Origin of the sequence: Actinokineospora xionganensis (genome assembly GCF_014323725.1) — a bacterium.
GTDB classification, from domain to species: domain Bacteria; phylum Actinomycetota; class Actinomycetes; order Mycobacteriales; family Pseudonocardiaceae; genus Actinokineospora; species Actinokineospora xionganensis.
Genome location: NZ_JABVED010000002.1, coordinates 110517 through 133934 on the forward strand (window position 1 = coordinate 110517; position 23418 = coordinate 133934).

Genomic DNA, 23418 nt, shown 5'->3' on the forward strand with positions numbered 1-23418 from the left:
TCCTCAGACCCGGCGCCGCTTGGGCGGGCGGCAGCCGTTGTGAGGCTGCGGGGTCACGTCCTGAATGGTGCCGACCTCGAGGCCCGCCGCCTGCAGCGAGCGGATCGCGGTCTCCCGGCCGGAGCCGGGGCCCTTGACGAACACGTCGACCTTCTTGACGCCGTGCTCGGCAGCCTTGCGGGCAGCGTTCTCGGCGGCCATCTGGGCGGCGAACGGCGTCGACTTACGAGAGCCCTTGAAACCGACGTGGCCGGACGAGGCCCACGCGATGACAGCACCGGTCGGGTCCGTGATGGACACGATGGTGTTGTTGAAGGTGCTCTTGATGTGAGCGTGGCCGTGCGTGATGTTCTTCTTTTCCTTGCGCCGGACCTTTTTGACTCCGGCGCCGGTACGCGACTTCGGTGGCATGTCTCTGGGTTTCTCCTAGCTGCTTCGCGAGGTGGTGATGACTGGAGCTGCGTGCCGGATTCGAGTTCCGGCGTCCGTGTAGAGGTCGCGCAGTGCAGCCGGACGGGCGCACTTGGGCGCGACCATGAGGGCCACGAATGGCCTGTTGCGTCGCCTCTGTGGAACAACGGCGACCACGGTCTCGCAGCTCTTGCTCACTTCTTTCCGGCCTTCTTCTTGCCGGCGACCGTCTTCTTCGGGCCCTTGCGGGTACGGGCGTTGGTCTTGGTCCGCTGACCGCGGACGGGCAGACCGCGGCGCCACCGCAGGCCCTCGTAGCAGCCGATTTCGATCTTCCGGCGGATGTCGGCCTGAACCTCACGGCGCAGGTCACCCTCGACCTTGAAGTTCTCTTCGATGTACTCACGAAGTTTGACGAGCTCGTCGTCGGACAAGTCCTTGACGCGCAGGTCCGGGCTGATCTCGGTGGCGACCAGGAGCTCCTTGGAGCGGGTCCGGCCGATACCGAAGATGTAGGTCAGCGCGATCTCCATCCGCTTTTCGCGGGGGAGGTCTACGCCGGCGAGTCGTGCCATGTCGGCGGTGTCTCCTCTGTTTCGTCTTCAGGTCTGCTCCCCTACCGCCCTGAGACCGACTCGATGGTCTCAAGACCCGGCCTGAAGTCCGGGCGTGAACCAGGTCCGTCTGACCTGGCAGGTGCGGGAAGTTCGTCTGTGTAGCTGTCGTCGTCCGAACTACGACTGGGAACTGCTCAGCCCTGACGCTGCTTGTGGCGCAGGTTCTCGCAGATCACCATGACCCGGCCGTGACGGCGGATCACCTTGCACTTGTCGCAGATCTTCTTGACGCTCGGGTTGACCTTCACGTCTGCTTTCTCCTGCTTCGGCCGCGTGCCCCCGAGAAGCCGAGGGCACCGATAGTGGCATCCCAGTCAGAGCGACTGGGGAGTCACTTGTAGCGGTAGACGATGCGGCCGCGGGACAGGTCGTAGGGCGAAAGCTCTACGACGACCCGGTCCTCAGGCAGAATGCGGATGTAGTGCTGCCGCATCTTGCCGCTGATGTGCGCGAGAACCTTGTGGCCGTTCTCCAACTCGACGCGGAACATCGCGTTGGGGAGTGGCTCGACCACGCGGCCTTCGACCTCGATGGCCCCGTCCTTCTTGCCCATGTCCTCCGCGTTTCGTGACGTGTTGACTTTGCAACGACGGGCATGCCACACGGCGACGACCTGCACCACTGAGTGACACGCACGGCGAAACCGGCACTCGAATAGTGCCAGCGGTCAAGTGTACGCGCCGGTCACTTGACGCCCAAATCGGGGTCCACCAGCGGGTGAACTACTCCGGGGCGGTCAGGACCCAGGGGCCGTCGTCGGTCACGGCGACAGTGTGCTCCCAGTGGGCGGCACGGGAGCCGTCGGCGGTGACGACGGTCCAGCCGTCCTCCAGTTCCACCGTCTCCTCGGCGCCGAGGGTGAGCATCGGCTCGATGGCGATGGCCATGCCGACACGCAGGCGCGGGCCCTTGCCGGGCTTGCCGTAGTTCGGCAGGAACGGGTCCATGTGCATGGAGCTGCCGATGCCGTGGCCGCCGTATTCGCGGACGATGCCGTACGTGCGGCCGTCGGCGCGCTCCGAGGAGTGGACCGAGGTCTCCACGGCGTGGGAGATGTCGGTCAGCCGGTTGCCGGGGCGGATGGCTTCGATGCCCGCCAGCATGGACGCCTTCGTGGCGTCGGAGAGCGCCTGGTCGGCGTCGCTGATGGTGCCGACGAACAGGGTCACGGCCGAGTCGCCGTGCCAGTCGTCGAGGATGGCACCGCAGTCGACCGAGATGAGGTCGCCGTCGGCGAGCACCTGGGACTTGCTGGGGATGCCGTGGACGATCTGCTCGTTGACCGAGGCGCAGATGCTCGCCGGGAAGCCGTGGTAGCCCTTGAAGGACGGCACGGCCCCGGCGTCGCGGATGGTCTGCTCGGCGATCTCGTCGAGCTCCGCGGTGCTGACGCCCGCGCGCGCCGCGGCCGCGACGGCGGCCAACGACTTGGCCACCACCAGGCCCGCGGCGCGCATCGCGTCGAGCTCGCCCGGCGACTTGATCTCGATCATGCGGGAACGCCAGGTCGCGAGAGCCATGCGGAGACCGCCGAACATGCCACCGCCGGTCACGTCCGAGCGCGCAGCGAGTCCAGCACGCGGCCGGTGATCTCGTCGACATCGCCGACCGCGTCGATCGTGATCAGCACGTCGGCGTAGTAGTCGAGCAGCGGGGCCGTCTCCGAGCGGTACACCTGCTGGCGGTGCCGGATGACGGCCTCGTTGTCGTCGTCGCGGCCGCGGGCGAGCAGACGCTCGACCACGACCTCTTCGTCGATCCGGAACTCGACCACAGCGTCGATCTTGGTGTCCGAGGCGCTGAGGATCTCTCCCAGCACCGCGGCCTGACCGACATTGCGCGGGAACCCGTCGAGCAGGAAGCCGTCAGTGGCGTCCGGCTGGGCGAGCCGCTCGCGGACCATCTCGTTGGTGACCTCATCGGGCACGAGCTGTCCCGAGTCGAGGTACCGCTTGACGTCCTGGCCGAGTTCGGTGTTGTTCGCGATGTGCGCCCGGAAGAGGTCACCGGTGGAGATGTGCGGTACGCCGAGCTTGTGGCTCAAAGCGGTCGCCTGGGTGCCTTTTCCCGCTCCGGGCGGGCCAACGAGAACAACACGAGTCACTTGAGGAACCCTTCGTAGTTTCGCTGCATGAGCTGGCTCTCGATCTGCTTCACCGTGTCCAGACCGACGCCGACCATGATCAGCACCGCGGTGCCGCCGAACGGGAAGTTCTGGTTCTGCCCCTCGGCGGTGATGTCGAGGAAGAAGTTCGGCAGAACGGCGATGGTGCCGAGGTAGAGCGAGCCGGGCAGGGTGATCCGGCTCAGCACGAAGCTCAGGTAGTCGGAGGTGGAGCGGCCCGGGCGGATACCCGGAATGAAGCCGCCGAACTTCTTCATCTCGTCCGCACGCTCGGTCACGTTGAACGTGATCGTGATGTAGAAGTACGTGAAGAAGATGATCAGGCCGAAGTACACGCCGATGTGCACCCAGCTGGACTGCTTCGTCAGGTGGTTGGCGACGAACTGGTTCCACCAGCTGGCGCTGTCGGTGCCGACGAGCTTGGTGATCAGGTCCGGCAGGTACAGCAGCGACGAGGCGAAGATGACCGGGATGACGCCCGCCTGGTTGACCTTCAGCGGCAGGTAGGTCGAGGTGCCGCCGTACATGCGGCGACCGATCATGCGCTTGGCGTACTGGACCGGGATCCGGCGCTGGCCCTGCTCGACGAACACGACGCTGGCGATGATGACCAGGCCGAAGACGCAGACGACCGCGAAGGTCACGCCGCCCTGGTTGTCGAGGATGGTCTTGCCCTCGAACGGGATGCGGGCCGCGATGTTGACGAACATCAGCAGGGACATGCCGTTGCCGATGCCGCGCTCGGTGATGAGCTCGCCGAACCACATGATCACCGCGGTGCCCGCGGTCATGGTCGTGACGACCACGACGAGGGTGAACGTGGTGCTGTTCGGGATGACCGGGTCCGGGCAGTTGCCGAAGAGCTGACCGCCGTTGGCCATGGCCACGATGCCGGTCGCCTGCAGGACGGCGAGGGCGATGGTCAGGTAGCGCGTGTACTGCGTCAGCTTGCCCTGACCGGCCTGGCCTTCCTTCTTGAGCTGCTCGAACCGCGGAATGACCACGGTGAGCAATTGGATGATGATGCTCGCGGTGATGTAGGGCATGATCCCCAGCGCGAACACCGAAAGTTGGAGTAGGGCGCCGCCGCTGAACAGGTTCAGCAGCTGGGTGATGCCCTCGGTCTGGACGCCCTCGATGCACTTCTTGACGTTCGGATACGACACACCGGGCGACGGCAGGGCCGCGCCCACGCGGTAGATCGCAATGATGCCGAGCGTGAAAAGGATCTTGCGGCGCAGGTCCGGCGTCGCGAGAGCCGAGCGGAAGGCGCTGAGCACGCAGGAACCTCCATCGGCGTCACCGGCAACTCAGTGCCGGTGAACGGCTTAACCGGCTGGTCGCCGGCAGGGAACATGTCCCGACTGCCAGGTGCTGGCAAGCCAGGAACGCTTCGGGGTACCTACCCCGAAGCGTGCTGACGACTGTAACAGCACTACCGGGGCATCTATCACCCATGGGGTGGCCAAACCTGCCCCGCGGATAGCCTCAGCGCGGTGATGAAGCTAACATCCCGGCCATTCCCAGCAGAATCACACCTGTGCCGCGGTCCAGGTTGCGTTGGGCACGCTTGCTCATGCGCACCGCGCGGACGACCGCGCCGATACCGACATAGATGCTTCCGGCCGCCAACTCGGCCACCAGGTAGACCGCGCCGAGCGTCAGCACCTGGGCCGTGACCTGGCCACGAACCGGGTCGATGAACTGCGGGACGAACGCGGTGAAGATCAGGACGGCCTTCGGGTTGGTGACCGCGGTGAGGAACTCCTTGCGCGCGAGCGCGAAGAGGCTCGGCGCTGTTGTCACGTCGTCGGCCGCGGTGAAGGCCCCGGCCCGGAAGCTCGTGTAGAGGATCCGGCCGCCGATCCAGACCAGGTAGGCCACGCCGACCCACTTGACGACGGTGAGGGCGTGCTCGGACGCGGCGAGGAGGCTGCCCAGGCCGGCGGCCACGGCGGCGATGAGGATGGCGAAGCCGGTGAGCCTGCCGAACAGGCCCGTGACGCCGCTGGCGGTGCCGTAGCGCATGCCGTGGTGCATGCCGAGCAGGTTGTTCGCCCCCGGGGTCATGGCGACCAGGAAGGCGGCGCCGAGGAAGACGAGCAGCCACATGGGGCCATGCCTACCAGGGCTGATGCCGGCGGCGCGCGCGGATTTCGGATATCTCACGCCCGGTGATGCCTGCGGGCTTGCCGCACGGGCTTCACCGGCCGCACGCCCACAGCGGCGGCTCCGGCTGTGGTCAGGTCGCGAGGTCAGCTTTGGGGACGGGCCGTGGGGTGGGTGGGGATTTCGGCGGTCACCTTGGTCAGCGTGGTGGTCAGGGTGGCGCCGCAGCGGGTGAGGGCCCGGATGGCCGCTGTGTTGTCCGGTGTGGTGTCAGCGCGGACTTTGTGAATGCCCGCCTCGGCGGCGATGTCCAGGAGGATGCGGAGGGCGTCCACGCCGATCCCCTGGCTGCGCATGTGCCTGCCGAGCCACATGCCGGTCTCGGCCGTCCCGGGCTCGTCCAGGTGACGCAGGCGGATCATTCCGACAATCTCCCCGCGCAGCTGGATGGCGTACATCAGGGTGCCCTCGGCGCCTCCGGCGTGGGAGCGGTGGAACTCGCGGAACGCCGTGCGCCTGGCCTCCGTCCAGCCCGGCGGGCCCTCGACGGCGGGCATCACGTCGTCGGGTTCCGCGTAGGCCACCGCGACCGTCAGGAGGTCCTCGGTCAGGGCTTCGTCGAGCGGGGTCAGTCGAACGATCACAGTGAGGAGTGTCCCTCACCCGCCGCTGAGCCAACTCCTGTGCCAACCCCGATCCGGACGCGACGAAGCCGGGCACGCGAATCGCGTGCCCGGCTTCGTCGGGTGTTTCTGTCTGGATCAGACCAGCGCGATGGCGGAACCGCCACCGGCGTTGAGCTTCTCCACAGCGCTGCTGGAGAACTTGTCAGCAGTGATGTCCAGCTTGACGCCGTTCAGGTCCCCGTTGCCGAGGATCTTCACGAGCGAGTTCTTGCGGACGAGACCGGCCTGCACCAGGTCCGGGATACCGACGGCGCCGCCGTCGGGGAACGCCACAGCGACGTCTCCGACGTTGACGACCTGGTACTCGGTCCGGAAGCGGTTCTTGAAGCCCTTGAGCTTCGGGAGCCGCATCTGGATCGGCATCTGGCCACCCTCGAAGCGCGCGGGGACGTTCTTGCGCGCCTTGGTGCCCTTGGTACCGCGACCAGCCGTCTTGCCCTTGGAGCCTTCACCGCGACCGACACGGATCTTGTCGCGCTTGGCGCCGGGGGCCGGACGCAGGTGGTGGATTTTGATCGACATCAGGCGTCGACCTCCTCAACGACTACGAGGTGGCGGACACAGTGGATCAGGCCACGCACCTCAGGGGTGTCCTCGCGCACCGTCGACTGACGAATCTTGCGCAGACCGAGGGTCCGGAGGGACTCGCGGTGGTTGCGCTTCGTGCCGATGGTGCTCTTGATCTGGGTCACCTTGAGCTGTGCCATGTCATCCCACCTGCCCAGCGGCCGCGGCCGCCGCACGGGCGCGGAGCATGCCTGCCGGAGCGACGTCCTCGAGGGGGAGGCCACGACGGGCCGCGACCTCTTCCGGACGCTGCAGACCCTTGAGGGCCGCAACGGTGGCGTGCACGATGTTGATGGCGTTGTCGCTACCGAGCGACTTCGACAGCACGTCGTGGACGCCCGCGCACTCCAGCACGGCGCGAACCGGACCACCGGCGATAACACCGGTACCGGCGCTGGCCGGGCGCAGGAGCACCACACCGGCAGCCTTCTCGCCCTGGATGGGGTGCGGGATGGTGCCACCGATACGCGGGACGCGGAAGAAGTTCTTCTTGGCTTCCTCCACACCCTTCGCGATCGCGGCGGGCACCTCCTTGGCCTTGCCGTAGCCGACACCGACCATGCCGTCGCCGTCACCGACCACGACCAGGGCGGTGAAGCTGAAGCGACGACCACCCTTCACGACCTTGGCGACGCGGTTGATCGCCACAACGCGCTCCAGGTGCGGGCTCTTCTCCTGAGCCTGACCACGACCGCCACCATCGCGACGGTCGCCGCGACCGCGACGCTCGCCACGCTCGCCGCCCTGGCCACCGCCCTGGCCGCCCTGGCCGCCAGGTCCGCCCTGGCCGCCGAACTGCCGCGTACGTCCCGGCATCAGGCGTTCCTTCCCTTGTTGCTCTGCATGATCAGAACTCCAGCCCCGCGCCGCGGGCCGCTTCGGCCAGCGCCGCGATACGGCCGGTGTACTTGTTGCCGCCGCGGTCGAACACGACCGCGGAGATGCCGGCGTCCTTGGCCCGACCGGCAACCAGCTCGCCGACCTTGGCCGAACGGGCCTTCTTGTCGCCGTCGACCGCGCGGACATCCGCCTCGAGGGAGGTTGCCGACGCGAGCGTGCGGCCCGCGAGGTCGTCGACGATCTGCACGGTGATGTGCCGCGCCGACCGGTGAACGACCAGGCGAGGACGCTCCGGCGTGCCGCTGATCTTCTTGCGGAGCCGGAAGTGCCTGCGGGTCTTCGAGACGCGGCGCTTGGTGGACACATCGGTGCCCACCGGCTTGCGCTTCGTGATAGTCGCTTCGCTCATGATCACTTACCCGTCTTTCCGACCTTGCGGCGGATCTTCTCGCCGGAGTACCGGACGCCCTTGCCCTTGTACGGGTCGGGCTTGCGCAGCTTGCGGATGTTGGCGGCGATTTCGCCGACTCGCTGCTTGTCGATACCCGAGACGGAGAACTTGGTGGGGCTCTCCACGGTGAAGGTGATGCCCTCAGGGGCGACGACCTTCACCGGGTGGCTGAAGCCGAGCGCGAACTCGAGGTCCGAACCCTTCGCCATGACGCGGTAACCGACGCCGTGGATCTCAAGCTTCTTCTCGTAGCCCTCGGTGACACCGACGACCAGGTTGTTGACAAGCGAACGGGTCAGACCGTGCAGCGCACGGCTCTGCCGCTCGTCGTTGGGGCGCTTGACCTCAAGCGTGCCGTCCTCGGCGCGCTCGACGACAATGGGCTCCGAGACGGTGAGTGCCAGGGTGCCCTTGGGGCCCTTCACGCTGACGTTCTGACCGTCGATGTTGATGTCGACCCCAGCCGGGACGGGGATCGGAAGCCTTCCGATGCGAGACATACGTTTCTCCCCCTTCCCTTACCAGACGTAGGCGAGGACTTCTCCGCCCACGCCCTGCTTGTTGGCCTGACGGTCGGTCAGCAGGCCGCCGGACGTGGAGATGATCGCCACGCCCAGGCCGCCGAGAACCTTCGGCAGATTGGTCGACTTCGCGTACACCCGGAGACCGGGCTTTGACACCCGGCGCAGACCGGCGATGCTGCGCTCGCGGTTGGGGCCGTACTTCAGCTCGACGACGAGGTTCTTGCCCTTCTCGCCGTCTTCGTCGCGGAAGCCGGTGATGTAGCCCTCACGCTGAAGGATCTCGGCGATGTGCGCCTTGAGCTTCGAGTGCGGCAGCACGACCTCGTCGTGGTATGCCGAGTTGGCATTGCGCAGACGGGTCAAGAAGTCTGCGATCGGGTCGGTCATCGTCATGGTGACCTGTCAACCTTTCTCGCCGGGGTTCCCTTGCGGGCCTACGGCGAACTGGGGGTAAAGCGGGCCAGGCAGTCCGGTCCACTGTGGATAACCGCAGCGGACCGGACGGTCCTACCAGCTGGACTTGCTGACGCCGGGCAGTTCGCCGGCGTGGGCCATCTGGCGCAGGCAGATTCGGCACAGGCCGAACTTGCGGAACACCGAGTGCGGACGGCCGCAGCGGTTACACCGGGTGTAGCCGCGCACCTTGAACTTCGGCTTCTTGGAAGCCTTGTGGACAAGAGCCTTCTTCGCCATCGGCTCAGTTCTCCTTGAACGGGAAGCCCAGGTGCTTCAGCAGCGCCCGGCCCTCTTCGTCGTTGATCGCGGTGGTGACGATGGTGATGTCCATGCCGCGCTGGCGGTCGATCGAGTCGGGGTCGATCTCGTGGAACATCGACTGCTCGTTGAGGCCGAACGTGTAGTTGCCGTTGCCGTCGAACTGCTTGCCCGACAGGCCGCGGAAGTCGCGGATACGCGGCAGCGCGATCGTCAGCAGGCGGTCGAGGAACTCCCACATGCGGTCGCCGCGCAGGGTGACCCGGGCGCCGATCGGCATGCCCTCACGCAGCTTGAACTGCGCGATGGACTTGCGGGCCTTGCGGACCTCGGGCTTCTGGCCGGTGATCGTGGCGAGGTCGCGGACCGCGCCTTCGATCAGCTTGCCGTCGCGGGCGGCGTCGCCGACACCCATGTTGACGACGACCTTGACCACGCCGGGGATCTGCATGACGTTGGCGTAGTTGTACTCGTCCCGCAGAGCGACCGTGATTTCCTCGCGGTAGCGCGTCTTGAGACGGGGGATGATCTTCTCAGTGGTAGTCATGATCAGATCTCCTTCCCATTGCCGCTGCCGCGAGCGATACGGACCTTGCGGCCCTCGTCATCGAACTTGTAGCCCACGCGGACCGCCTTGCCCTCGGACACCAGCATCACGTTCGACACGTGGATGGGCGCTTCCTGGGTGACGATGCCGCCGGACTGGGCGCCGCGCTGGGTCTGCGAGATCCGGGTGTGCTTCTTGACCCGGTTCACACCCTCGACGAGGACCTTGGAGGTCTCGGGGTAGGCCTGAATGACCTTGCCCTTCGCGCCCTTGTCCTTGCCCGCGATGACGACGACCGTGTCGCCCTTCTTGATCTTCATCTTGGTCTTCATGAGTCAGAGCACCTCCGGCGCGAGCGAGATGATCTTCATGAACTTCTTGTCGCGCAGCTCGCGGCCGACCGGGCCGAAGATGCGGGTCCCACGGGGCTCACCCTCCGGCTTGATCAGCACGGCGGCGTTCTCGTCGAACCTGATGTAGGACCCGTCCGGACGGCGACGCTCCTTGACGGTGCGAACGATGACCGCCTTGACGACGTCACCCTTCTTCACCGCCGCGCCGGGGATCGCGTCCTTGACGGTGGCGACGATGATGTCGCCGATGCCCGCGTAGCGACGGCCCGAGCCACCGAGAACACGGATGCAAAGGATTTCCTTCGCACCGGTGTTGTCGGCGACACGCAGCCGCGACTCCTGCTGGATCACTTCAACTCCTGACCATTCTTGGCTCGCCAGATTTCCGACCTGACAAGCTCGGTCTTACCTGGAACAGCTTGTGGTTACTTGGCCTTCTCGAGGATCTCGACGAGCCGCCAGCGCTTGGACGCCGACAGCGGGCGGGTCTCCATGATCTGGACCCGGTCGCCGATACCCGCGGTGTTGGCCTCGTCGTGCACCTTCACCTTGGTGGTGGAGCGCAGGACCTTGGAGTACCGCGGGTGCTTCTTGCGGTCTTCCAGGGCGACGACGACGGTCTTGTCCATCTTGTCGGACACGACCAGGCCCTCGCGGACCTTGCGGTTGTTCCGAACTTCGGTCTCGTTCTCGCTCATGCTGCGCCCTCATTGCTTTCCGGGGCTGCCGACAGGCCAAGCTCGCGCTCACGCATGACGGTGTAGATCCGGGCGATCTCGTGCTTGACCGTGCGCAGTCGACGGTTGTTGTCGAGCTGCCCGGTGGCCATCTGGAAACGAAGGTTGAAGAGCTCTTCCTTCGCCTCACGCAGACGCAGCACGAGCTCTTCTTCGTTGAGCTCGCGGAGGTCTGCCGCGGTGGTTCCCGCTGCCATCAGAAGTCACCACCTTCACGCGTGACGATGCGGCACTTCATCGGAAGCTTGTGGATCGCGCGGCGCAGTGCCTCGCGCGCCACGGTCTCGTTCGGGAAGCTCATCTCGAACATGACACGACCCGGCTTGACGTTGGCCACCCAGTACTCGGGGGAACCCTTACCGGAACCCATGCGGGTCTCGGCAGGCTTCTTGGTGAGCGGGCGGTCGGGGAAGATGTTGATCCACACCTTGCCGCCACGGCGGATGTGCCGGTTGATGGCGATACGAGCGGACTCGATCTGCCGGTTGGTGACGTACGCGGGCTCGAGCGCCTGGATGCCGAACTCGCCGAACGTGACGCGCGTGCCGCCCTTGGCAGCGCCCGATCGCTTCGGGTGGTGCTGCTTACGGTGCTTTACCCTGCGCGGGATAAGCATGACTCAGCTCTCCCCGTTGCCAGAGGCTTCTGCCGCGGGGGCTTCTGCCTTCGTCTGCTGCGCCTCGGCGGCCGCACGGCCCGCCTCGGTGCTGGTGGCGGTGGTGCCGGAGGCACCGGAGCGACGCGCCCGGTTCGGACGCTCGCGACGCGGCTCGCGACGGTCGGCCGACGGAGCGGCCGAACGCGCCTCGTGCTCGCGGCGACCGCCGACGACCTCGCCCTTGTAGATCCACACCTTGACGCCGATACGGCCGAAGGTGGTGCGGGCCTCGAAGAAGCCGTAGTCGATGTCGGCGCGCAGCGTGTGCAGCGGGACGCGACCCTCGCGGTAGTGCTCCGAGCGGGACATCTCGGCACCGCCGAGACGGCCACCGCACTGCACCCGGATGCCCTTGACCTGCGGCGAGCGCATGGCCGACTGGATGGCCTTACGCATCGCGCGCCGGAACGACACACGGTTGGACAGCTGCTCGGCGGTCACCTGGGCGACCAGCTGGGCGTCGGCCTCGGGGTTCTTGACCTCGAGGATGTTCAGCTGAACCTGCTTCTTGGTGAGCTTCTCGAGCTCGCCGCGAATACGGTCGGCCTCGGCGCCACGACGGCCGATGACGATGCCGGGACGCGCGGTGTGGATGTCGACGCGAACCCGGTCACGGGTCCGTTCGATCTCCACGCGGGAGATGCCGGCGCGCTCCATGCCCTTGGACAGGAGGCGGCGGATCTTCACGTCTTCCGCGACGTACTCCGCGTACTGCTTGTCGGCGTACCAACGGGACCGCCAGTCGGTGGTGATCCCAAGCCGGAAGCCGTGTGGGTTGATCTTCTGCCCCATTAGCGGGCACCACCCTTCTTGGCAGCCTTGGCTGCGGGCTTCGGCCGGGACTCGACCTCGACCGTGATGTGGCTCGTGCGCTTGCGGATCCGGTAGGCGCGCCCCTGGGCACGCGGACGGAAACGCTTCAACGTCGGGCCCTCGTCCACGTACACCGTCGACACCCAAAGGGTGTCCGGGTCGAGGTTGAGGTTGTTCTCGGCGTTGGCAATGGCACTGGCGAGCACCTTCGCGACCGGCTCACTAGCCGCCTGCGGCGCGAACTGGAGCACGGCCAGGGCCTCGCTGGCGCTACGTCCCCTGATGAGCTCGACGACGCGGCGCACCTTCATGGGCGTGTCGCGAACGTAGCGAGCCCGAGCAACGGCGCGAGGGAATTCCTCCTGCGCCGGAGCTTCGTTACGGGCGTTCATCGCTGCTTCCCCTTGCTCTTTCTCTGGTACAGCCCCGCCTGGCGGGGAACTGCTGTGCTTTAGTTCGAGCCGCCTAGCGGCGACGGGCCTTGCGGTCGTCCTTGATGTGGCCCTTGAACGTGCGGGTCGGGGCGAACTCGCCCAGCTTGTGACCCACCATGGCCTCGGAGACGAACACCGGGACGTGCTTGCGGCCGTCGTGCACGGCGATCGTGTGCCCCAGCATGTCGGGGATGATCGTCGAGCGACGCGACCAAGTCTTGATCACGGTCTTCTTGCCGGACTCGTTGAGAGCGTCCACCTTCTTGAGCAGGTGGTCGTCCACGAACGGGCCCTTCTTCAGGCTGCGTGGCATTGCTTCTACCTCCCTGCTCAGCGCTTGTTCTTGCCGGTGGAACGGCGGCGGACGATCAACTTGTCGCTCGGCTTGTTGCGACGGGTGCGGCCTTCGGGCTTACCGGCCGGGTTCACCGGGTGGCGACCACCGGAGGTCTTACCCTCACCACCACCGTGCGGGTGGTCGACCGGGTTCATCGCGACACCGCGGACGGTCGGGCGCTTGCCCTTCCAGCGCATGCGGCCCGCCTTGCCCCAGTTGATGTTGGAGTGATCGGCGTTGCCGACCTCGCCAACCGTGGCGCGACAGCGCACGTCGACGTTGCGGATCTCGCCGGACGGCATACGCAGCTGGGCGTAGGGGCCGTCCTTCGCGACGAGACGCACGCTCACACCGGCGGACCGGGCGATCTTCGCGCCGCCACCGGGGCGGAGCTCGATCGCGTGGATCACGGTGCCGACCGGGATGTTGCGCAGCGGCAGGTTGTTGCCCGGCTTGATGTCGGCGCGGGGGCCGTTCTCAATCGGGTCGCCCTGCGACAGCTTGTTCGGCGCGATGATGTAGCGCTTCTCGCCGTCGGCGTAGTGCAGCAGCGCGATGCGGGCGGTGCGGTTGGGGTCGTACTCGATGTGAGCGACCTTGGCCGGCACGCCGTCCTTGTCGTTGCGACGGAAGTCGATGAGGCGGTACGCGCGCTTGTGACCGCCACCCTTGTGCCGGGTGGTGATCTTGCCGTGCGCGTTACGCCCGCCCTTGCCATGCAGGGGACGGATCAGCGACTTCTCCGGCGTCGACCGGGTGATCTCGGCGAAGTCCGACACGCTGGAGCCACGACGGCCCGGGGTGGTCGGCTTGTATTTGCGGATGCCCATGTTTTAGTCAGTCCCTTACGCGGCCGGGCCGCCGAAGATCTCGATCGGCTTGCTCTCCGGGGAGAGCGTGACGATCGCGCGCTTCGTGTCCTTGCGCTTGCCGAACCCGGTGCGGGTGCGCTTGCGCTTTCCGTTGCGGTTGAGCGTGTTGACGCTCACCACCTTCACGCCGAAGACCTTCTCGACCGCGATCTTGATCTGGGTCTTGTTGGCGTCCGGAGACACCACGAAGGTGTACTTGTTCTCCTCGAGCAGCCCGTAGGACTTCTCGGAGATCACCGGCGCGAGCAGGATGTCGCGGGGGTCGGGGATCACTTGTCCTCCTCAGACTTCCGCTGCGACGGCGGCAACTGGAAGCCTGCCTTCTCAGCGTCCTCGGCGGTGGCGAACCACACCTCGGCAACGGTCCGGTCGTAGAAAGCGGTGCCCGGCACGTGGTACAGCATCGAGTCGGCGTTGCCCTTGATCGGGAAACCCTCCGGCTGCGAGCCGTCCTCCAGCGCGTCGTGGCTGCCCGCACCGAAGCGCGCGCCGCCGACGAGGCCCTGGACCTCGGAGCCCTTGGCCGAAGCCTTGGCGCCGCGGGTCGGGGCGGACAGGAACGCGTCGAGCGCGGCCTTGGTGAACACGATGTCGTCGTTGACGAGCACGTCATAGGTGTTCAGCTGGTCCGGCGCGATCACGTGCACGTTCTGCAGGTTGCGCACCGACACCCAGGCGACGTCCTCGTCACGGGTCAGCACGACCAGAACGCGCTTGGCGTCGGTCAGCGTGGCCAGCAGGTTGCGGGCGGTCTTGGTCGAGGGCTTGTCGCCGTCCACCAGACCGGTCACCACGTGCACCTGGCCGGAGCGGGCCCGGTCGGAGAGGGCACCGCGCAGGGCGGCGGCCTTCATCTTCTTGGGGGTCCGCTGGGCGTAGTCGCGCGGCTGCGGGCCGTGCGAGATACCGCCACCGACGAACTGCGGGGAACGCGTCGAGCCCTGACGGGCGCGGCCGGTGCCCTTCTGGCGGTACGGCTTGCGGCCACCGCCGGAGACCTCGCCACGAGTCTTCGTCGAGTGCGTGCCCTGGCGGGCCGCGGCGAGCTGCGCCGTGACCACCTGGTGCATCAGCGGAATGTTCGCCTGCACGTCGAAGATCTCTGCGGGAAGCTCGGCAGTGCCGTCGGTCTTGCCCGCGGGGGTCTTGATGTCAATGCTGGTCATCAGGCACCACCCTTAGCTGCGGTACGCAGGAACACGAGACCGCCCTTGGGCCCCGGAACGGCGCCCTTGATGAGGATCAGGCCGGACCCACCGTCGACCTGGTGCACCTTGAGGTTCTGGGTGGTGACCCGGACGTTGCCCATCCGGCCGGCCATCCGCAGACCCTTGAACACGCGGCCCGGGGTGGCACAGCCACCGATGGAACCCGGGGAGCGGTGCTTGCGCTGGGTGCCGTGCGAGGCGCCCAGACCCTTGAAGCCGTGCCGCTTCATGACACCCGCGGTGCCCTTGCCCTTGGTGGTCCCGGTGATGTCGATGACCTGACCGGCCTCGAACACCTCAGCGGTGATCTCCTGGCCGAGCTCGTATTCGGTGGCGTCGGTGGTGCGCAGCTCCGCGAGGAAGCGGCGCGGCGTCACACCCGCCTTGCCGAAGTGGCCGGCTTCAGGCTTGTTGACCTTGCGCGGGTCGATGGCGCCGAACGCCAGCTGGACCGCGACATAGCCGTCGGATTCCTGGTTACGGATCTGCGTGACCACGTTGGGTCCCGCCTTGACGACGGTCACCGGAACGATCCGGTTGTTCTCGTCGAAGATCTGGGTCATCCCGAGCTTGGTGCCCAGGATTCCCTTCATCTGCCTGTCAGACATGGCTATCGTTACTCTCCGCCGCTCTCGCCACGCACGCTTTACTGGATGTTGACGTCGACACTGGCCGGCAGGTCGATGCGCATGAGCGCGTCGACCGTCTTCGGCGTCGGGTCGAGGATGTCGATCAGACGCTTGTGCGTACGCATCTCGAAGTGCTCGCGCGAGTCCTTGTACTTGTGCGGCGAGCGAATGACGCAGTAGACGTTCTTCTCGGTGGGCAGCGGCACTGGCCCGACGACCCGCGCGCCGGTGCGCGTCACGGTCTCCACGATCTTGCGCGCGGACGCGTCGATCGCCTCGTGGTCGTAGGCCTTGAGCCGGATGCGGATCTTCTGTCCCGCCATAATGGCTTGCCGTTCCTCTGTCTCGTACCGCTGCGGTGCGGTTGCGATCCTCGGCGGGCCCGCAAAGGCCGTGCCGCGCCGCTTCCCTGTTCATAAGTCAAATCGGTGTTCAGATCTCTGGCTTCCCCGGTCCACGCGGTCGGGCGTGTCGCGCCGACTTCACATGCGGGTCCCTTGTCGATTCCGAGCTCCATTGGTGGAGTACTCATCGCCACGGGGGCCAAACCAAAGATCTGAGGGTCGTGAAAGACCCCGGCACTCGTGCCAGGGCGGCCGGTGTAAGAAACTGACCGGCCGCCCCGCAACGAGCAACCCATAAAGAATGCCACACGAGTGTGCGGCAATCCAAACCGGGGTGTCCGAGCTAACTCGGACACCCCGGATCGGGACTAAGCGATGATCTTCGTGACCTGTCCGGCACCAACGGTGCGGCCACCCTCGCGGATGGCGAACCGCAGACCCTCGTCCATGGCGATCGGCTGGATCAGCTTCACGGTCATGGAAGTGTTGTCGCCCGGCATGACCATCTCGGTGCCCTCGGGGAGGGTGACGACACCGGTCACGTCGGTGGTGCGGAAGTAGAACTGCGGGCGGTAGTTGTTGAAGAACGGGGTGTGACGTCCACCCTCGTCCTTGCTCAGGATGACCGCCTGCGCCTCGAAGTCGGTGTGCGGGGTGGTGGTGCCGGGGCGAACCACAACCTGGCCGCGCTCGACATCCTCACGCTTGACACCGCGGAGCAGCAGCGCCGCGTTGTCACCCGCCCGACCCTCGTCGAGGAACTTCTTGAACATCTCGATGCTGGTGACCGTGGTCGACAGCGCCTTCTCGCGGATTCCGACGACCTCGACGGTCTCGTTCACCTTGATGATGCCGCGCTCGATACGGCCGGTCACGACGGTGCCGCGGCCGGTGATCGTGAAGACGTCCTCGATGGGCATGAGGAACGGCTTCTCGGTCTCCCGCTCGGGCTCCGGGATGCTCTCGTCGACCGCGGTCATGAGCTCCATGAGGCGCTCGCCCCACTCGGCGTCACCCTCGAGGGCCTTGAGCGCGGAGACGCGCACGACCGGCAGGTCGTCGCCCGGGAACTCGTACTCGGTCAGCAGCTCGCGAACCTCGAGCTCGACGAGCTCCAGGATCTCCTCGTCGTCCACCATGTCGGCCTTGTTCAGCGCGACAACGATGTACGGCACGCCGACCTGACGGGCCAGGAGCACGTGCTCCTTGGTCTGCGGCATCGGACCATCGGTCGCGGCGACCACGAGGATCGCGCCGTCCATCTGGGCGGCACCGGTGATCATGTTCTTGATGTAGTCCGCGTGACCCGGGCAGTCGACGTGCGCGTAGTGACGCTTGCCGGTCTCGTACTCGATGTGTGCGATCGAGATCGTGATACCGCGCTGCTTCTCTTCCGGCGCCTTGTCGATCTGATCGAAGTTCATCAGAGGGTTCACGTCGGGGAACTTGTCGTGCAGGACCCTGGAAATCGCCGCGGTCAGCGTGGTCTTGCCGTGGTCGATGTGACCAATGGTCCCGATGTTGACGTGCGGCTTGGTCCGCTCGAACTTCGCCTTCGCCACTTTGTGTCCTCCTGGACTAGTACTTCCCGCCTGACCGGACATTCGGTGGCGGCTATTCAGGGTCAAATGTGCGGACCCCGGGGAGACCCCCCGGAGAGCCCGCACCTATCGTGCGGTGCTCCGGTTGGGGGTCATTCCCCCGTAGCCTTTGCGATGATCTCCTTGGCGACGTTCGTGGGAACCTCGGCGTAGGAGTCGAACACCATCGAGTAGTTCGCGCGACCCTGGGTCTTGGACCTCAGGTCGCCGACATACCCGAACATCTCTGACAGCGGAACCAGTGCCTTGACGATCCGGGCACCGCTGCGCTCCTCCATGGCCTGGATCTGGCCACGGCGGGAGTTCAGGTCTCCGATGACCTCACCCATGTAGTCCTCGGGCGTGGTCACCTCGACCGCCATCATCGGCTCGAGCAGGACCGGGTCGGCCTTGCGCGCGGCTTCCTTGAGCGCCATCGAACCGGCGACCTTGAAGGCCATTTCCGACGAGTCGACCTCGTGGTACGCGCCGTCCAGCAGGGTCAGCTTCAACCCGACGAGCGGGTATCCGGCGAGCACGCCGTAACGCATGGCGTCCTGCGCACCGGCGTCGACCGACGGGATGTACTCCCGCGGCACGCGACCACCGGTGACCTTGTTGTCGAACTCGTAGAGCACGCCGTCCGTGGTGGCCAGCGGCTCGAGCTTGATGATGACCTTCGCGAACTGGCCGGAGCCACCGGTCTGCTTCTTGTGGACGTAGTCGAGCTTGTCCACCGTGCGGCGGATCGTCTCACGGTAGGCGACCTGCGGCTTGCCGATGTTCGCCTCGACCTTGAACTCGCGCCGCATGCGGTCGACGAGGATGTCGAGGTGGAGCTCGCCCATACCGGCGATGATGGTCTGGCCGGTCTCGTCGTCCTGGTTGACCCGGAACGTCGGGTCTTCCTCGGCGAGCTTCTGGATCGCCGTGCCCAGCTTCTCCTGGTCGGCCTTGGTCTTCGGTTCGATCGCGACCTGGATGACCGGGTCGGGGAACGTCATGGACTCCAGGACGATCGGGTTGGCCGGGTCGCACAGGGTCTCACCGGTCGTGGTGTCCTTGAGGCCGATCACCGCGTAGATGTGACCCGCGATGGCCTCGTCGACCGGGTTCTCCTTGTTGGCGTGCATCTGGAAGAGCTTTCCGATGCGCTCCTTGCGGTCCTTGGTCGCGTTGATGACCTGGGAGCCGGAAGCGAGCCTGCCGGAGTAGACCCGGACGTAGGTCAGCTTGCCGAAGAACGGGTGCGAGGCGATCTTGAAGGCCAGCGCGGAGAACGGCTCTTCGGTGTTCGGCGCGCGGAGGACCTTGGTCTCGCCGTCCTGCAGTGTGCCCTCGACCGGCGGCACGTCCAGCGGGGACGGGAGGAAGTCGATCACGGCGTCGAGCATGGGCTGGACGCCCTTGTTCTTGAACGCCGAACCGCAGAGCACGGGGTAGGCCGACCGGTTCGTGACGATCCGGCGGATACCCGTCTTGATCTGCTCGACCGACAGCTCCTCGCCCGCGAGGTAGAGCTCCATCAGGTCGTCGTCGGTCTCGGCGACGGCCTCGATGAGCGCCTCGCGGTACTCGTTGGCCTTGTCGATGAGGTCGGCCGGGATCTCCTCGACCGTGTAGTCCTCGCCCTTCGAGACCTCGCCACGCCACGTCAGCGCGCGCATCTGCACCAGGTCGACAACGCCGATGAAGTCACCCTCGCTGCCGATGGGCAGCTGGATGGGCAGCGGCTTCGCGCCGAGGCGCTCGGAGATGGTGCGCACGGTGAAGTAGAAGTCCGCGCCCAGCTTGTCCATCTTGTTGACGAAGCAGATACGCGGGACGTCGTACTTGGTCGCCTGGCGCCAGACCTGCTCGGACTGGGGCTCGACACCCTCTTTGCCGTCGAAAACGGCGACGGCGCCATCGAGGACGCGCAGCGAGCGCTCGACCTCGACGGTGAAGTCGACGTGACCGGGCGTGTCGATGATGTTGATCTGGTGGTTCTTCCAGAAGCAGGTCGTCGCGGCGGACGTGATCGTGATGCCGCGCTCCTGCTCCTGCTCCATCCAGTCCATGACCGCGGCACCGTCGTGGACCTCGCCGATCTTGTAGCTGATCCCGGTGTAGAAGAGGATCCGCTCGGTCGTCGTGGTCTTGCCCGCGTCGATGTGAGCCATGATCCCGATGTTGCGGACCTTGGCCAGGTCGGTGAGCACGTCGAGTGCCACGGGTTTCTTCCCCTGTCTTTGCAGCTACGGCGCCGCTGGAGCCCCGGCCGGGAGGCCGAGGCCGGTTGTCACCAGCGGTAGTGGGCGAAGGCCTTGTTCGACTCGGCCATCTTGTGGGTGTCCTCGCGACGCTTGACGCTGGCACCAAGGCCATTGGAGGCGTCGAGGAGTTCGTTCATGAGACGCTCGATCATGGTCTTCTCACGGCGGGCCTGTGAGAAGGAGACGAGCCAGCGCAGCGCCAGGGTGGTGGAACGACCGGGCTTGACCTCGATCGGCACCTGGTACGTGGCGCCACCGACGCGGCGGCTCTTGACCTCGATGGTCGGCTTCACGTTGTCCAGCGCACGCTTGAGCGTGACCACGGGGTCCGTGCCGGTCTTGTCGCGGGCACCCTCGAGGGCACCGTAGACAATACGCTCGGCGACGGAACGCTTGCCGTCCTTCAGCACCTTGTTGATGAGCTGCGTGACCAACGGCGAGCTGTACACCGGGTCGGAGATCAGCGGCCGCTTAGGGGCCGGTCCCTTGCGGGGCATATCAGCTCTTCTCCTTCTTCGCGCCGTAACGGCTGCGGGCCTGCTTGCGGTTCTTCACGCCCTGGGTGTCCAGCGAGCCGCGGATGATCTTGTAACGAACACCCGGCAGGTCCTTCACTCGGCCACCGCGAACGAGCACCATGGAGTGCTCCTGCAGGTTGTGACCCTCACCCGGGATGTACGCGGTGACCTCGATGCCGCTGGTCAGCTTCACGCGTGCGACCTTGCGCAGTGCCGAGTTCGGCTTCTTCGGGGTGGTTGTGTACACACGGGTGCACACGCCACGCCGCTGCGGGCTCCCCTTGAGAGCCGCAGTCTTCTGCTTGGCGACCTTGTCCTGGCGGCCCTTGCGGACCAGCTGCTGGATCGTGGGCATAGACCGGCTTTCTCTGCTTCATGTCGACACCCGTTATCGGGCACCGATATGCACTGTGTACTTACGGTTCCTGCTGTTCCGCCCGTCCCCCGAGGTCGGGCGTGTCGCCCGTTCCCGGCAGCACCCCACGCGGGAGTGAAACATCCCAGCGGGGTTCGGAAGGAACTCCGGCGTGACTGACAGGAGCCCGCTTCGTGGCGATCGGGTAAACGACCATCCAGTTCGCGGACCGCGCGGCACAGGCACACGGATCGACCCGACATGGGTCGGGCGCGAGTAGCAAAGATACCTTCCCCACGGGCGCGGGGACAAATCGGGGTCCCTTTACGACTTTCACAATAGGGACGCGCACTGTGTCAACCCAGCCGGGGGTACGAGTTCTGATGGTAGTCCTGGCGTCCAGTCGATCTCAGGAAATGGGCCGCGACGCGCCGACGCTGGTGGGGCGTCGGCCCGTCGCGGCCTGGTTTCCGCAGGTCAGATGCCGCAGTTGGGCGCCGACCAGAAGCGGCTGGAGCGGCCGTCGAGGTGCGTGTGATCGTTGTGGCCCGGGTAGCCCGGCCCGAGGATGCCCGTGAAGCCGTGGCTGCGGGCCTGCTGTGCCAGGCGACACAGCGAATGCGGGCCGGAGCCGAGATCCGCGGCGTCCCCGTACAGGTGACGGCTGTTCGAGGCGCCGCCGACCGCGTTGTTGCAGGCGTAGCTGCGGAAGCCACTCGTCACGGTGATCGACTGGTCACCGAGCGCGTGGCGCATCGCCTGCAGCTTCCACATCGTCACCCGGGCGTTGAACTTCGCCGTCGACGCCGAGACCGCGCCGCCCGACCAGTCGCTGTTGCAGCGGTTCAGCTCGGCGTAGGAGAAGTTGACCGGGGTGCAGTCATCGTCCTGCAGCGCGTAGATCTTGCTGTAGGTCGCGGAGCCGGCGATCCCGTCCGCGCCGAGGCCGTAGGCCTGCTGGAAGCGGGTCACGGCGGACTTCGTGCCGGGTCCGAACTGGCCGTCGAGGGCGAGCACGCCGCCGTAGCCGGGGTAGCCGGAGACGCGGATCTGGAGTTGGCGCACGTCCTCACCGGACATGCCTTGGGACAGGGTGCGGCCCCACGTGTAGCAGCCGTCGGCCTGGGCCGGGGCGGCGGTGAGCACGAGGGTGGACAGGATGGCGGCGGCGAGGATGGGAAGGGTGGATAAGAGTCGGGCCAAGCGTCGGTTCACACGGCACCTCACTGATCCGAGCGACAGGACTCTCGGAGAGTGACGGAGCGCTCGAATGAGGGTCAATGGACCACGACGTTGTTAGGGGTCCGATCGCCGCACACGAGGGGTCGCGCGGGCCTTGGGTGAACCGTCGATGAAAGTGGGGTGCCCGGGCCGCAATTGTGGAACGCCACCTCGTTCGCGCCCTGATGGCGAGGGCGGGAGAGCGACACCGTTGAGCACGTTGTACGTCGTGTCCGCGTACGGGCCCAGCGGCTTGGGTCCGGTCAAAAACGGTCAGGGTGTCGACCGTGCGTCGGGATCACCGGCACGTTCAGCATGACGGCGTTGGCGTGGGCGGAAACCTCACCGGTGGCGACCTTCCGGGACCAGGCCTGCCCCCGGGCAGTGGACCGGCGGCGCCCTGACGGGAGCCCATCAGGCGGGTGGCGTTGATCGGCTGGTATCCGCGCTGGGCGTCTTGACGAAGCAGGCCGTGACGTCCGCGATCAAGCCGGTCGTGCCTGGGCTTCCGTTGTAGAAGTCGACACGGCCGTCGGCGGCCACAGGCAGGATCGCCATGTTCGGCACGGTCTGCCCGGCCACGAAGTCGACGGTCGAGGCCAGCGGCCATGACTGCCCCGCTGTGCCGGTGATGTAGCCGCACTGGGTGGAATTGGTGACGGTGAGGTTCATGGCCACCGCGGTGACGCCCGCGGGAATGCCACCTTGGCCGCCGACCGCCAGTCGGATCGACCCGAACGGGTCGATCTCGCGCACGACACCGCCCTACCCGGTGCCCCGTGCCCGTGTCGAGCACCCTGGTCGGTCCGAACGGCACAGACCGGAGCCTCGGGTGCTGAAGACTAGCTTGTGGACAGTCGGGAGAGAAGGTTCTTGCGTTTCAAGACGACTGGTCGTATTGTTCCCGGCATGGCGCGACCACGGCTCAGCGAGGGCACCCGCAAGCGGCTGCTCGAAGCGAGCACGCACGCGTTTCTGCGGCAGGGCTACCACGGCACGGGCTTGAAGGACCTGCTCGACAGCGTCGAGATCCCCAAGGGCTCGTTCTACAACTACTACCCCAGCAAGGAAGCGCTCGCCGTGGCGACGATCGAGCACACCCAGCGATGCACCGCCGAAAGCCTGGCCGCAGCCCTGGAGAACGCGCCTAATCCGGTCACCGGACTACGGGCTTTCTTTCAGGCCCAGGCCGCCGAGTTCGAGCGGACCCGGTTCGAGGGCGGCTGCCTGCTGGCCAACCTCGCGGGCGAACTCGACGAGAGCGAGGCCTGTCGGGTCGCGCTGTCCACCGCTTTCCTGGACTGGCGCGACGGCGTTCGTGACGCCATCGCCGACGCGCAGCGGCTCGGGCTCATCCGGGCCGATGAGGACGCCGCCGAACTGGCGGACATGCTCATCGAGTCCTGGGAGGGCGCGGTGATCCGAATGAAGGTGGAGCGGTCGGTCGAACCGCTGCACAAGTGCCTCCGCAGGCTGCTCGACGGCTACTTCCAGCCCTGACTCGGTCTCTTTT

At 66.4% G+C, this 23418-nt stretch carries 37 protein-coding genes; 1 reads left to right on the forward strand and 36 read right to left on the reverse strand.

Translation table 11 applies throughout. The features are described from left to right. Positions 1-3 precede the first annotated feature (3 nt). From rpsK to GPZ80_RS04175, 36 genes are all read right to left on the reverse strand, one after another. On the reverse strand, positions 4-411 hold the full coding sequence (rpsK, locus tag GPZ80_RS04000) for a 30S ribosomal protein S11 (RefSeq protein ID WP_054052188.1): 408 nt from the start codon (positions 409-411) through the stop codon (positions 4-6). 194 nt (positions 412-605) lie between these two features. Beyond that, positions 606-986, reverse strand: coding sequence for a 30S ribosomal protein S13 (rpsM, locus tag GPZ80_RS04005; RefSeq protein ID WP_091382611.1), 381 nt, complete (start codon positions 984-986; stop codon positions 606-608). A 176-nt stretch (positions 987-1162) separates the two neighbouring features. Then, positions 1163-1276: a 50S ribosomal protein L36 gene (gene rpmJ / locus GPZ80_RS32435; RefSeq protein WP_018682809.1), complete on the reverse strand. Its 114-nt coding sequence runs from the start codon at positions 1274-1276 to the stop codon at positions 1163-1165. Positions 1277-1359: 83 nt separating this feature from the next. Beyond that, on the reverse strand, positions 1360-1581 hold the full coding sequence (gene infA, locus GPZ80_RS04015; protein ID WP_005166804.1) for a translation initiation factor IF-1: 222 nt from the start codon (positions 1579-1581) through the stop codon (positions 1360-1362). A 169-nt stretch (positions 1582-1750) separates the two neighbouring features. Then, complete coding sequence (gene map, locus GPZ80_RS04020) at positions 1751-2521, reverse strand: type I methionyl aminopeptidase (RefSeq protein ID WP_187218953.1); 771 nt, start codon at positions 2519-2521, stop codon at positions 1751-1753. A gap of 56 nt (positions 2522-2577) precedes the next feature. Then, positions 2578-3132 carry an adenylate kinase gene (locus GPZ80_RS04025; RefSeq protein ID WP_187218410.1) on the reverse strand — a complete coding sequence of 185 codons (555 nt, stop codon included), beginning with the start codon at positions 3130-3132 and terminating at the stop codon, positions 2578-2580. After that, positions 3129-4433: a preprotein translocase subunit SecY gene (gene secY / locus GPZ80_RS04030; RefSeq protein WP_187218411.1), complete on the reverse strand. Its 1305-nt coding sequence runs from the start codon at positions 4431-4433 to the stop codon at positions 3129-3131. The genes GPZ80_RS04025 and secY overlap by 4 nt, the downstream gene beginning before the upstream one ends. Before the next feature lie 208 nt (positions 4434-4641). After that, positions 4642-5265, reverse strand: coding sequence for a LysE family translocator (locus GPZ80_RS04035; RefSeq protein ID WP_187218412.1), 624 nt, complete (start codon positions 5263-5265; stop codon positions 4642-4644). Positions 5266-5408: 143 nt separating this feature from the next. Next, positions 5409-5906: a GNAT family N-acetyltransferase gene (locus GPZ80_RS04040; protein WP_187218413.1), complete on the reverse strand. Its 498-nt coding sequence runs from the start codon at positions 5904-5906 to the stop codon at positions 5409-5411. 117 nt (positions 5907-6023) lie between these two features. Then, the gene (gene rplO / locus GPZ80_RS04045; RefSeq protein WP_091382624.1) at positions 6024-6473 is read right to left on the reverse strand and encodes a 50S ribosomal protein L15; all 450 of its coding nucleotides are present in this window, start codon (positions 6471-6473) and stop codon (positions 6024-6026) included. Beyond that, on the reverse strand, positions 6470-6655 hold the full coding sequence (gene rpmD / locus GPZ80_RS04050) for a 50S ribosomal protein L30 (RefSeq protein ID WP_091382626.1): 186 nt from the start codon (positions 6653-6655) through the stop codon (positions 6470-6472). The genes rplO and rpmD overlap by 4 nt, the downstream gene beginning before the upstream one ends. A 1-nt stretch (position 6656) precedes the next feature. Beyond that, positions 6657-7331 (reverse strand): 30S ribosomal protein S5, encoded by a 675-nt coding sequence (gene rpsE, locus GPZ80_RS04055; RefSeq protein ID WP_091382628.1) that lies wholly within the window; start codon positions 7329-7331, stop codon positions 6657-6659. Between the two features lie 31 nt (positions 7332-7362). Beyond that, positions 7363-7764 (reverse strand): 50S ribosomal protein L18, encoded by a 402-nt coding sequence (gene rplR, locus GPZ80_RS04060; RefSeq protein ID WP_187218414.1) that lies wholly within the window; start codon positions 7762-7764, stop codon positions 7363-7365. Positions 7765-7766: 2 nt separating this feature from the next. Then, a complete protein-coding gene (gene rplF, locus GPZ80_RS04065) occupies positions 7767-8306 on the reverse strand; it encodes a 50S ribosomal protein L6 (RefSeq protein ID WP_091382632.1) in 540 nt (179 codons plus the stop codon). Positions 8307-8324: 18 nt separating this feature from the next. Continuing rightward, positions 8325-8723 carry a 30S ribosomal protein S8 gene (gene rpsH / locus GPZ80_RS04070; protein WP_091382634.1) on the reverse strand — a complete coding sequence of 133 codons (399 nt, stop codon included), beginning with the start codon at positions 8721-8723 and terminating at the stop codon, positions 8325-8327. A 114-nt stretch (positions 8724-8837) separates the two neighbouring features. Then, positions 8838-9023, reverse strand: a complete 186-nt coding sequence (locus tag GPZ80_RS04075) for a type Z 30S ribosomal protein S14 (RefSeq protein ID WP_091382637.1) — start codon at positions 9021-9023, stop codon at positions 8838-8840. Between the two features lie 4 nt (positions 9024-9027). Next, positions 9028-9591, reverse strand: a complete 564-nt coding sequence (gene rplE / locus GPZ80_RS04080; protein ID WP_091382640.1) for a 50S ribosomal protein L5 — start codon at positions 9589-9591, stop codon at positions 9028-9030. A gap of 2 nt (positions 9592-9593) precedes the next feature. After that, positions 9594-9911: a 50S ribosomal protein L24 gene (rplX, locus tag GPZ80_RS04085; RefSeq protein WP_091382927.1), complete on the reverse strand. Its 318-nt coding sequence runs from the start codon at positions 9909-9911 to the stop codon at positions 9594-9596. Between the two features lie 15 nt (positions 9912-9926). Beyond that, the gene (rplN, locus tag GPZ80_RS04090; RefSeq protein ID WP_091382642.1) at positions 9927-10295 is read right to left on the reverse strand and encodes a 50S ribosomal protein L14; all 369 of its coding nucleotides are present in this window, start codon (positions 10293-10295) and stop codon (positions 9927-9929) included. Between the two features lie 74 nt (positions 10296-10369). Continuing rightward, positions 10370-10642: a 30S ribosomal protein S17 gene (rpsQ, locus tag GPZ80_RS04095; RefSeq protein WP_187218415.1), complete on the reverse strand. Its 273-nt coding sequence runs from the start codon at positions 10640-10642 to the stop codon at positions 10370-10372. Continuing rightward, positions 10639-10878, reverse strand: a complete 240-nt coding sequence (rpmC, locus tag GPZ80_RS04100; RefSeq protein WP_187218416.1) for a 50S ribosomal protein L29 — start codon at positions 10876-10878, stop codon at positions 10639-10641. The genes rpsQ and rpmC overlap by 4 nt, the downstream gene beginning before the upstream one ends. Continuing rightward, positions 10878-11297, reverse strand: a complete 420-nt coding sequence (rplP, locus tag GPZ80_RS04105) for a 50S ribosomal protein L16 (RefSeq protein ID WP_091382647.1) — start codon at positions 11295-11297, stop codon at positions 10878-10880. Before rplP ends, rpmC begins: the two co-directional genes overlap by 1 nt. Positions 11298-11300: 3 nt before the next feature. Then, positions 11301-12131: a 30S ribosomal protein S3 gene (gene rpsC / locus GPZ80_RS04110; protein WP_091382648.1), complete on the reverse strand. Its 831-nt coding sequence runs from the start codon at positions 12129-12131 to the stop codon at positions 11301-11303. Then, a complete protein-coding gene (rplV, locus tag GPZ80_RS04115; RefSeq protein ID WP_187218417.1) occupies positions 12131-12544 on the reverse strand; it encodes a 50S ribosomal protein L22 in 414 nt (137 codons plus the stop codon). The genes rpsC and rplV overlap by 1 nt, the downstream gene beginning before the upstream one ends. A 73-nt stretch (positions 12545-12617) precedes the next feature. After that, on the reverse strand, positions 12618-12899 hold the full coding sequence (gene rpsS, locus GPZ80_RS04120; protein ID WP_018682829.1) for a 30S ribosomal protein S19: 282 nt from the start codon (positions 12897-12899) through the stop codon (positions 12618-12620). A 17-nt stretch (positions 12900-12916) separates the two neighbouring features. Beyond that, complete coding sequence (gene rplB, locus GPZ80_RS04125) at positions 12917-13753, reverse strand: 50S ribosomal protein L2 (protein ID WP_187218418.1); 837 nt, start codon at positions 13751-13753, stop codon at positions 12917-12919. Between the two features lie 15 nt (positions 13754-13768). Beyond that, a complete protein-coding gene (gene rplW, locus GPZ80_RS04130; RefSeq protein ID WP_091382657.1) occupies positions 13769-14068 on the reverse strand; it encodes a 50S ribosomal protein L23 in 300 nt (99 codons plus the stop codon). Further along, a complete protein-coding gene (gene rplD / locus GPZ80_RS04135; protein WP_187218419.1) occupies positions 14065-14961 on the reverse strand; it encodes a 50S ribosomal protein L4, sunset domain variant in 897 nt (298 codons plus the stop codon). The genes rplW and rplD overlap by 4 nt, the downstream gene beginning before the upstream one ends. Further along, the gene (gene rplC / locus GPZ80_RS04140; protein WP_187218420.1) at positions 14961-15611 is read right to left on the reverse strand and encodes a 50S ribosomal protein L3; all 651 of its coding nucleotides are present in this window, start codon (positions 15609-15611) and stop codon (positions 14961-14963) included. Before rplC ends, rplD begins: the two co-directional genes overlap by 1 nt. A 38-nt stretch (positions 15612-15649) precedes the next feature. Continuing rightward, on the reverse strand, positions 15650-15955 hold the full coding sequence (gene rpsJ, locus GPZ80_RS04145; RefSeq protein ID WP_003938093.1) for a 30S ribosomal protein S10: 306 nt from the start codon (positions 15953-15955) through the stop codon (positions 15650-15652). A 389-nt stretch (positions 15956-16344) separates the two neighbouring features. Further along, positions 16345-17538: an elongation factor Tu gene (gene tuf, locus GPZ80_RS04150; RefSeq protein WP_091382664.1), complete on the reverse strand. Its 1194-nt coding sequence runs from the start codon at positions 17536-17538 to the stop codon at positions 16345-16347. A 131-nt stretch (positions 17539-17669) separates the two neighbouring features. Beyond that, on the reverse strand, positions 17670-19769 hold the full coding sequence (gene fusA / locus GPZ80_RS04155; RefSeq protein WP_187218421.1) for an elongation factor G: 2100 nt from the start codon (positions 19767-19769) through the stop codon (positions 17670-17672). A gap of 68 nt (positions 19770-19837) precedes the next feature. Beyond that, positions 19838-20308 carry a 30S ribosomal protein S7 gene (gene rpsG, locus GPZ80_RS04160; protein ID WP_018682836.1) on the reverse strand — a complete coding sequence of 157 codons (471 nt, stop codon included), beginning with the start codon at positions 20306-20308 and terminating at the stop codon, positions 19838-19840. Position 20309: 1 nt separating this feature from the next. Beyond that, positions 20310-20684, reverse strand: coding sequence for a 30S ribosomal protein S12 (rpsL, locus tag GPZ80_RS04165; RefSeq protein WP_030473471.1), 375 nt, complete (start codon positions 20682-20684; stop codon positions 20310-20312). Positions 20685-21161: 477 nt separating this feature from the next. Further along, positions 21162-21899, reverse strand: coding sequence for a D-Ala-D-Ala carboxypeptidase family metallohydrolase (locus GPZ80_RS04170; RefSeq protein ID WP_187218422.1), 738 nt, complete (start codon positions 21897-21899; stop codon positions 21162-21164). Between the two features lie 420 nt (positions 21900-22319). Further along, positions 22320-22661, reverse strand: coding sequence for a hypothetical protein (locus GPZ80_RS04175; protein WP_187218423.1), 342 nt, complete (start codon positions 22659-22661; stop codon positions 22320-22322). A gap of 153 nt (positions 22662-22814) precedes the next feature. Here GPZ80_RS04175 and GPZ80_RS04180 point away from each other — a divergent pair, with 153 nt between their 5' ends. Next, complete coding sequence (locus GPZ80_RS04180; protein ID WP_187218424.1) at positions 22815-23405, forward strand: TetR/AcrR family transcriptional regulator; 591 nt, start codon at positions 22815-22817, stop codon at positions 23403-23405. The last annotated feature ends 13 nt before the right edge of the window (positions 23406-23418 follow it).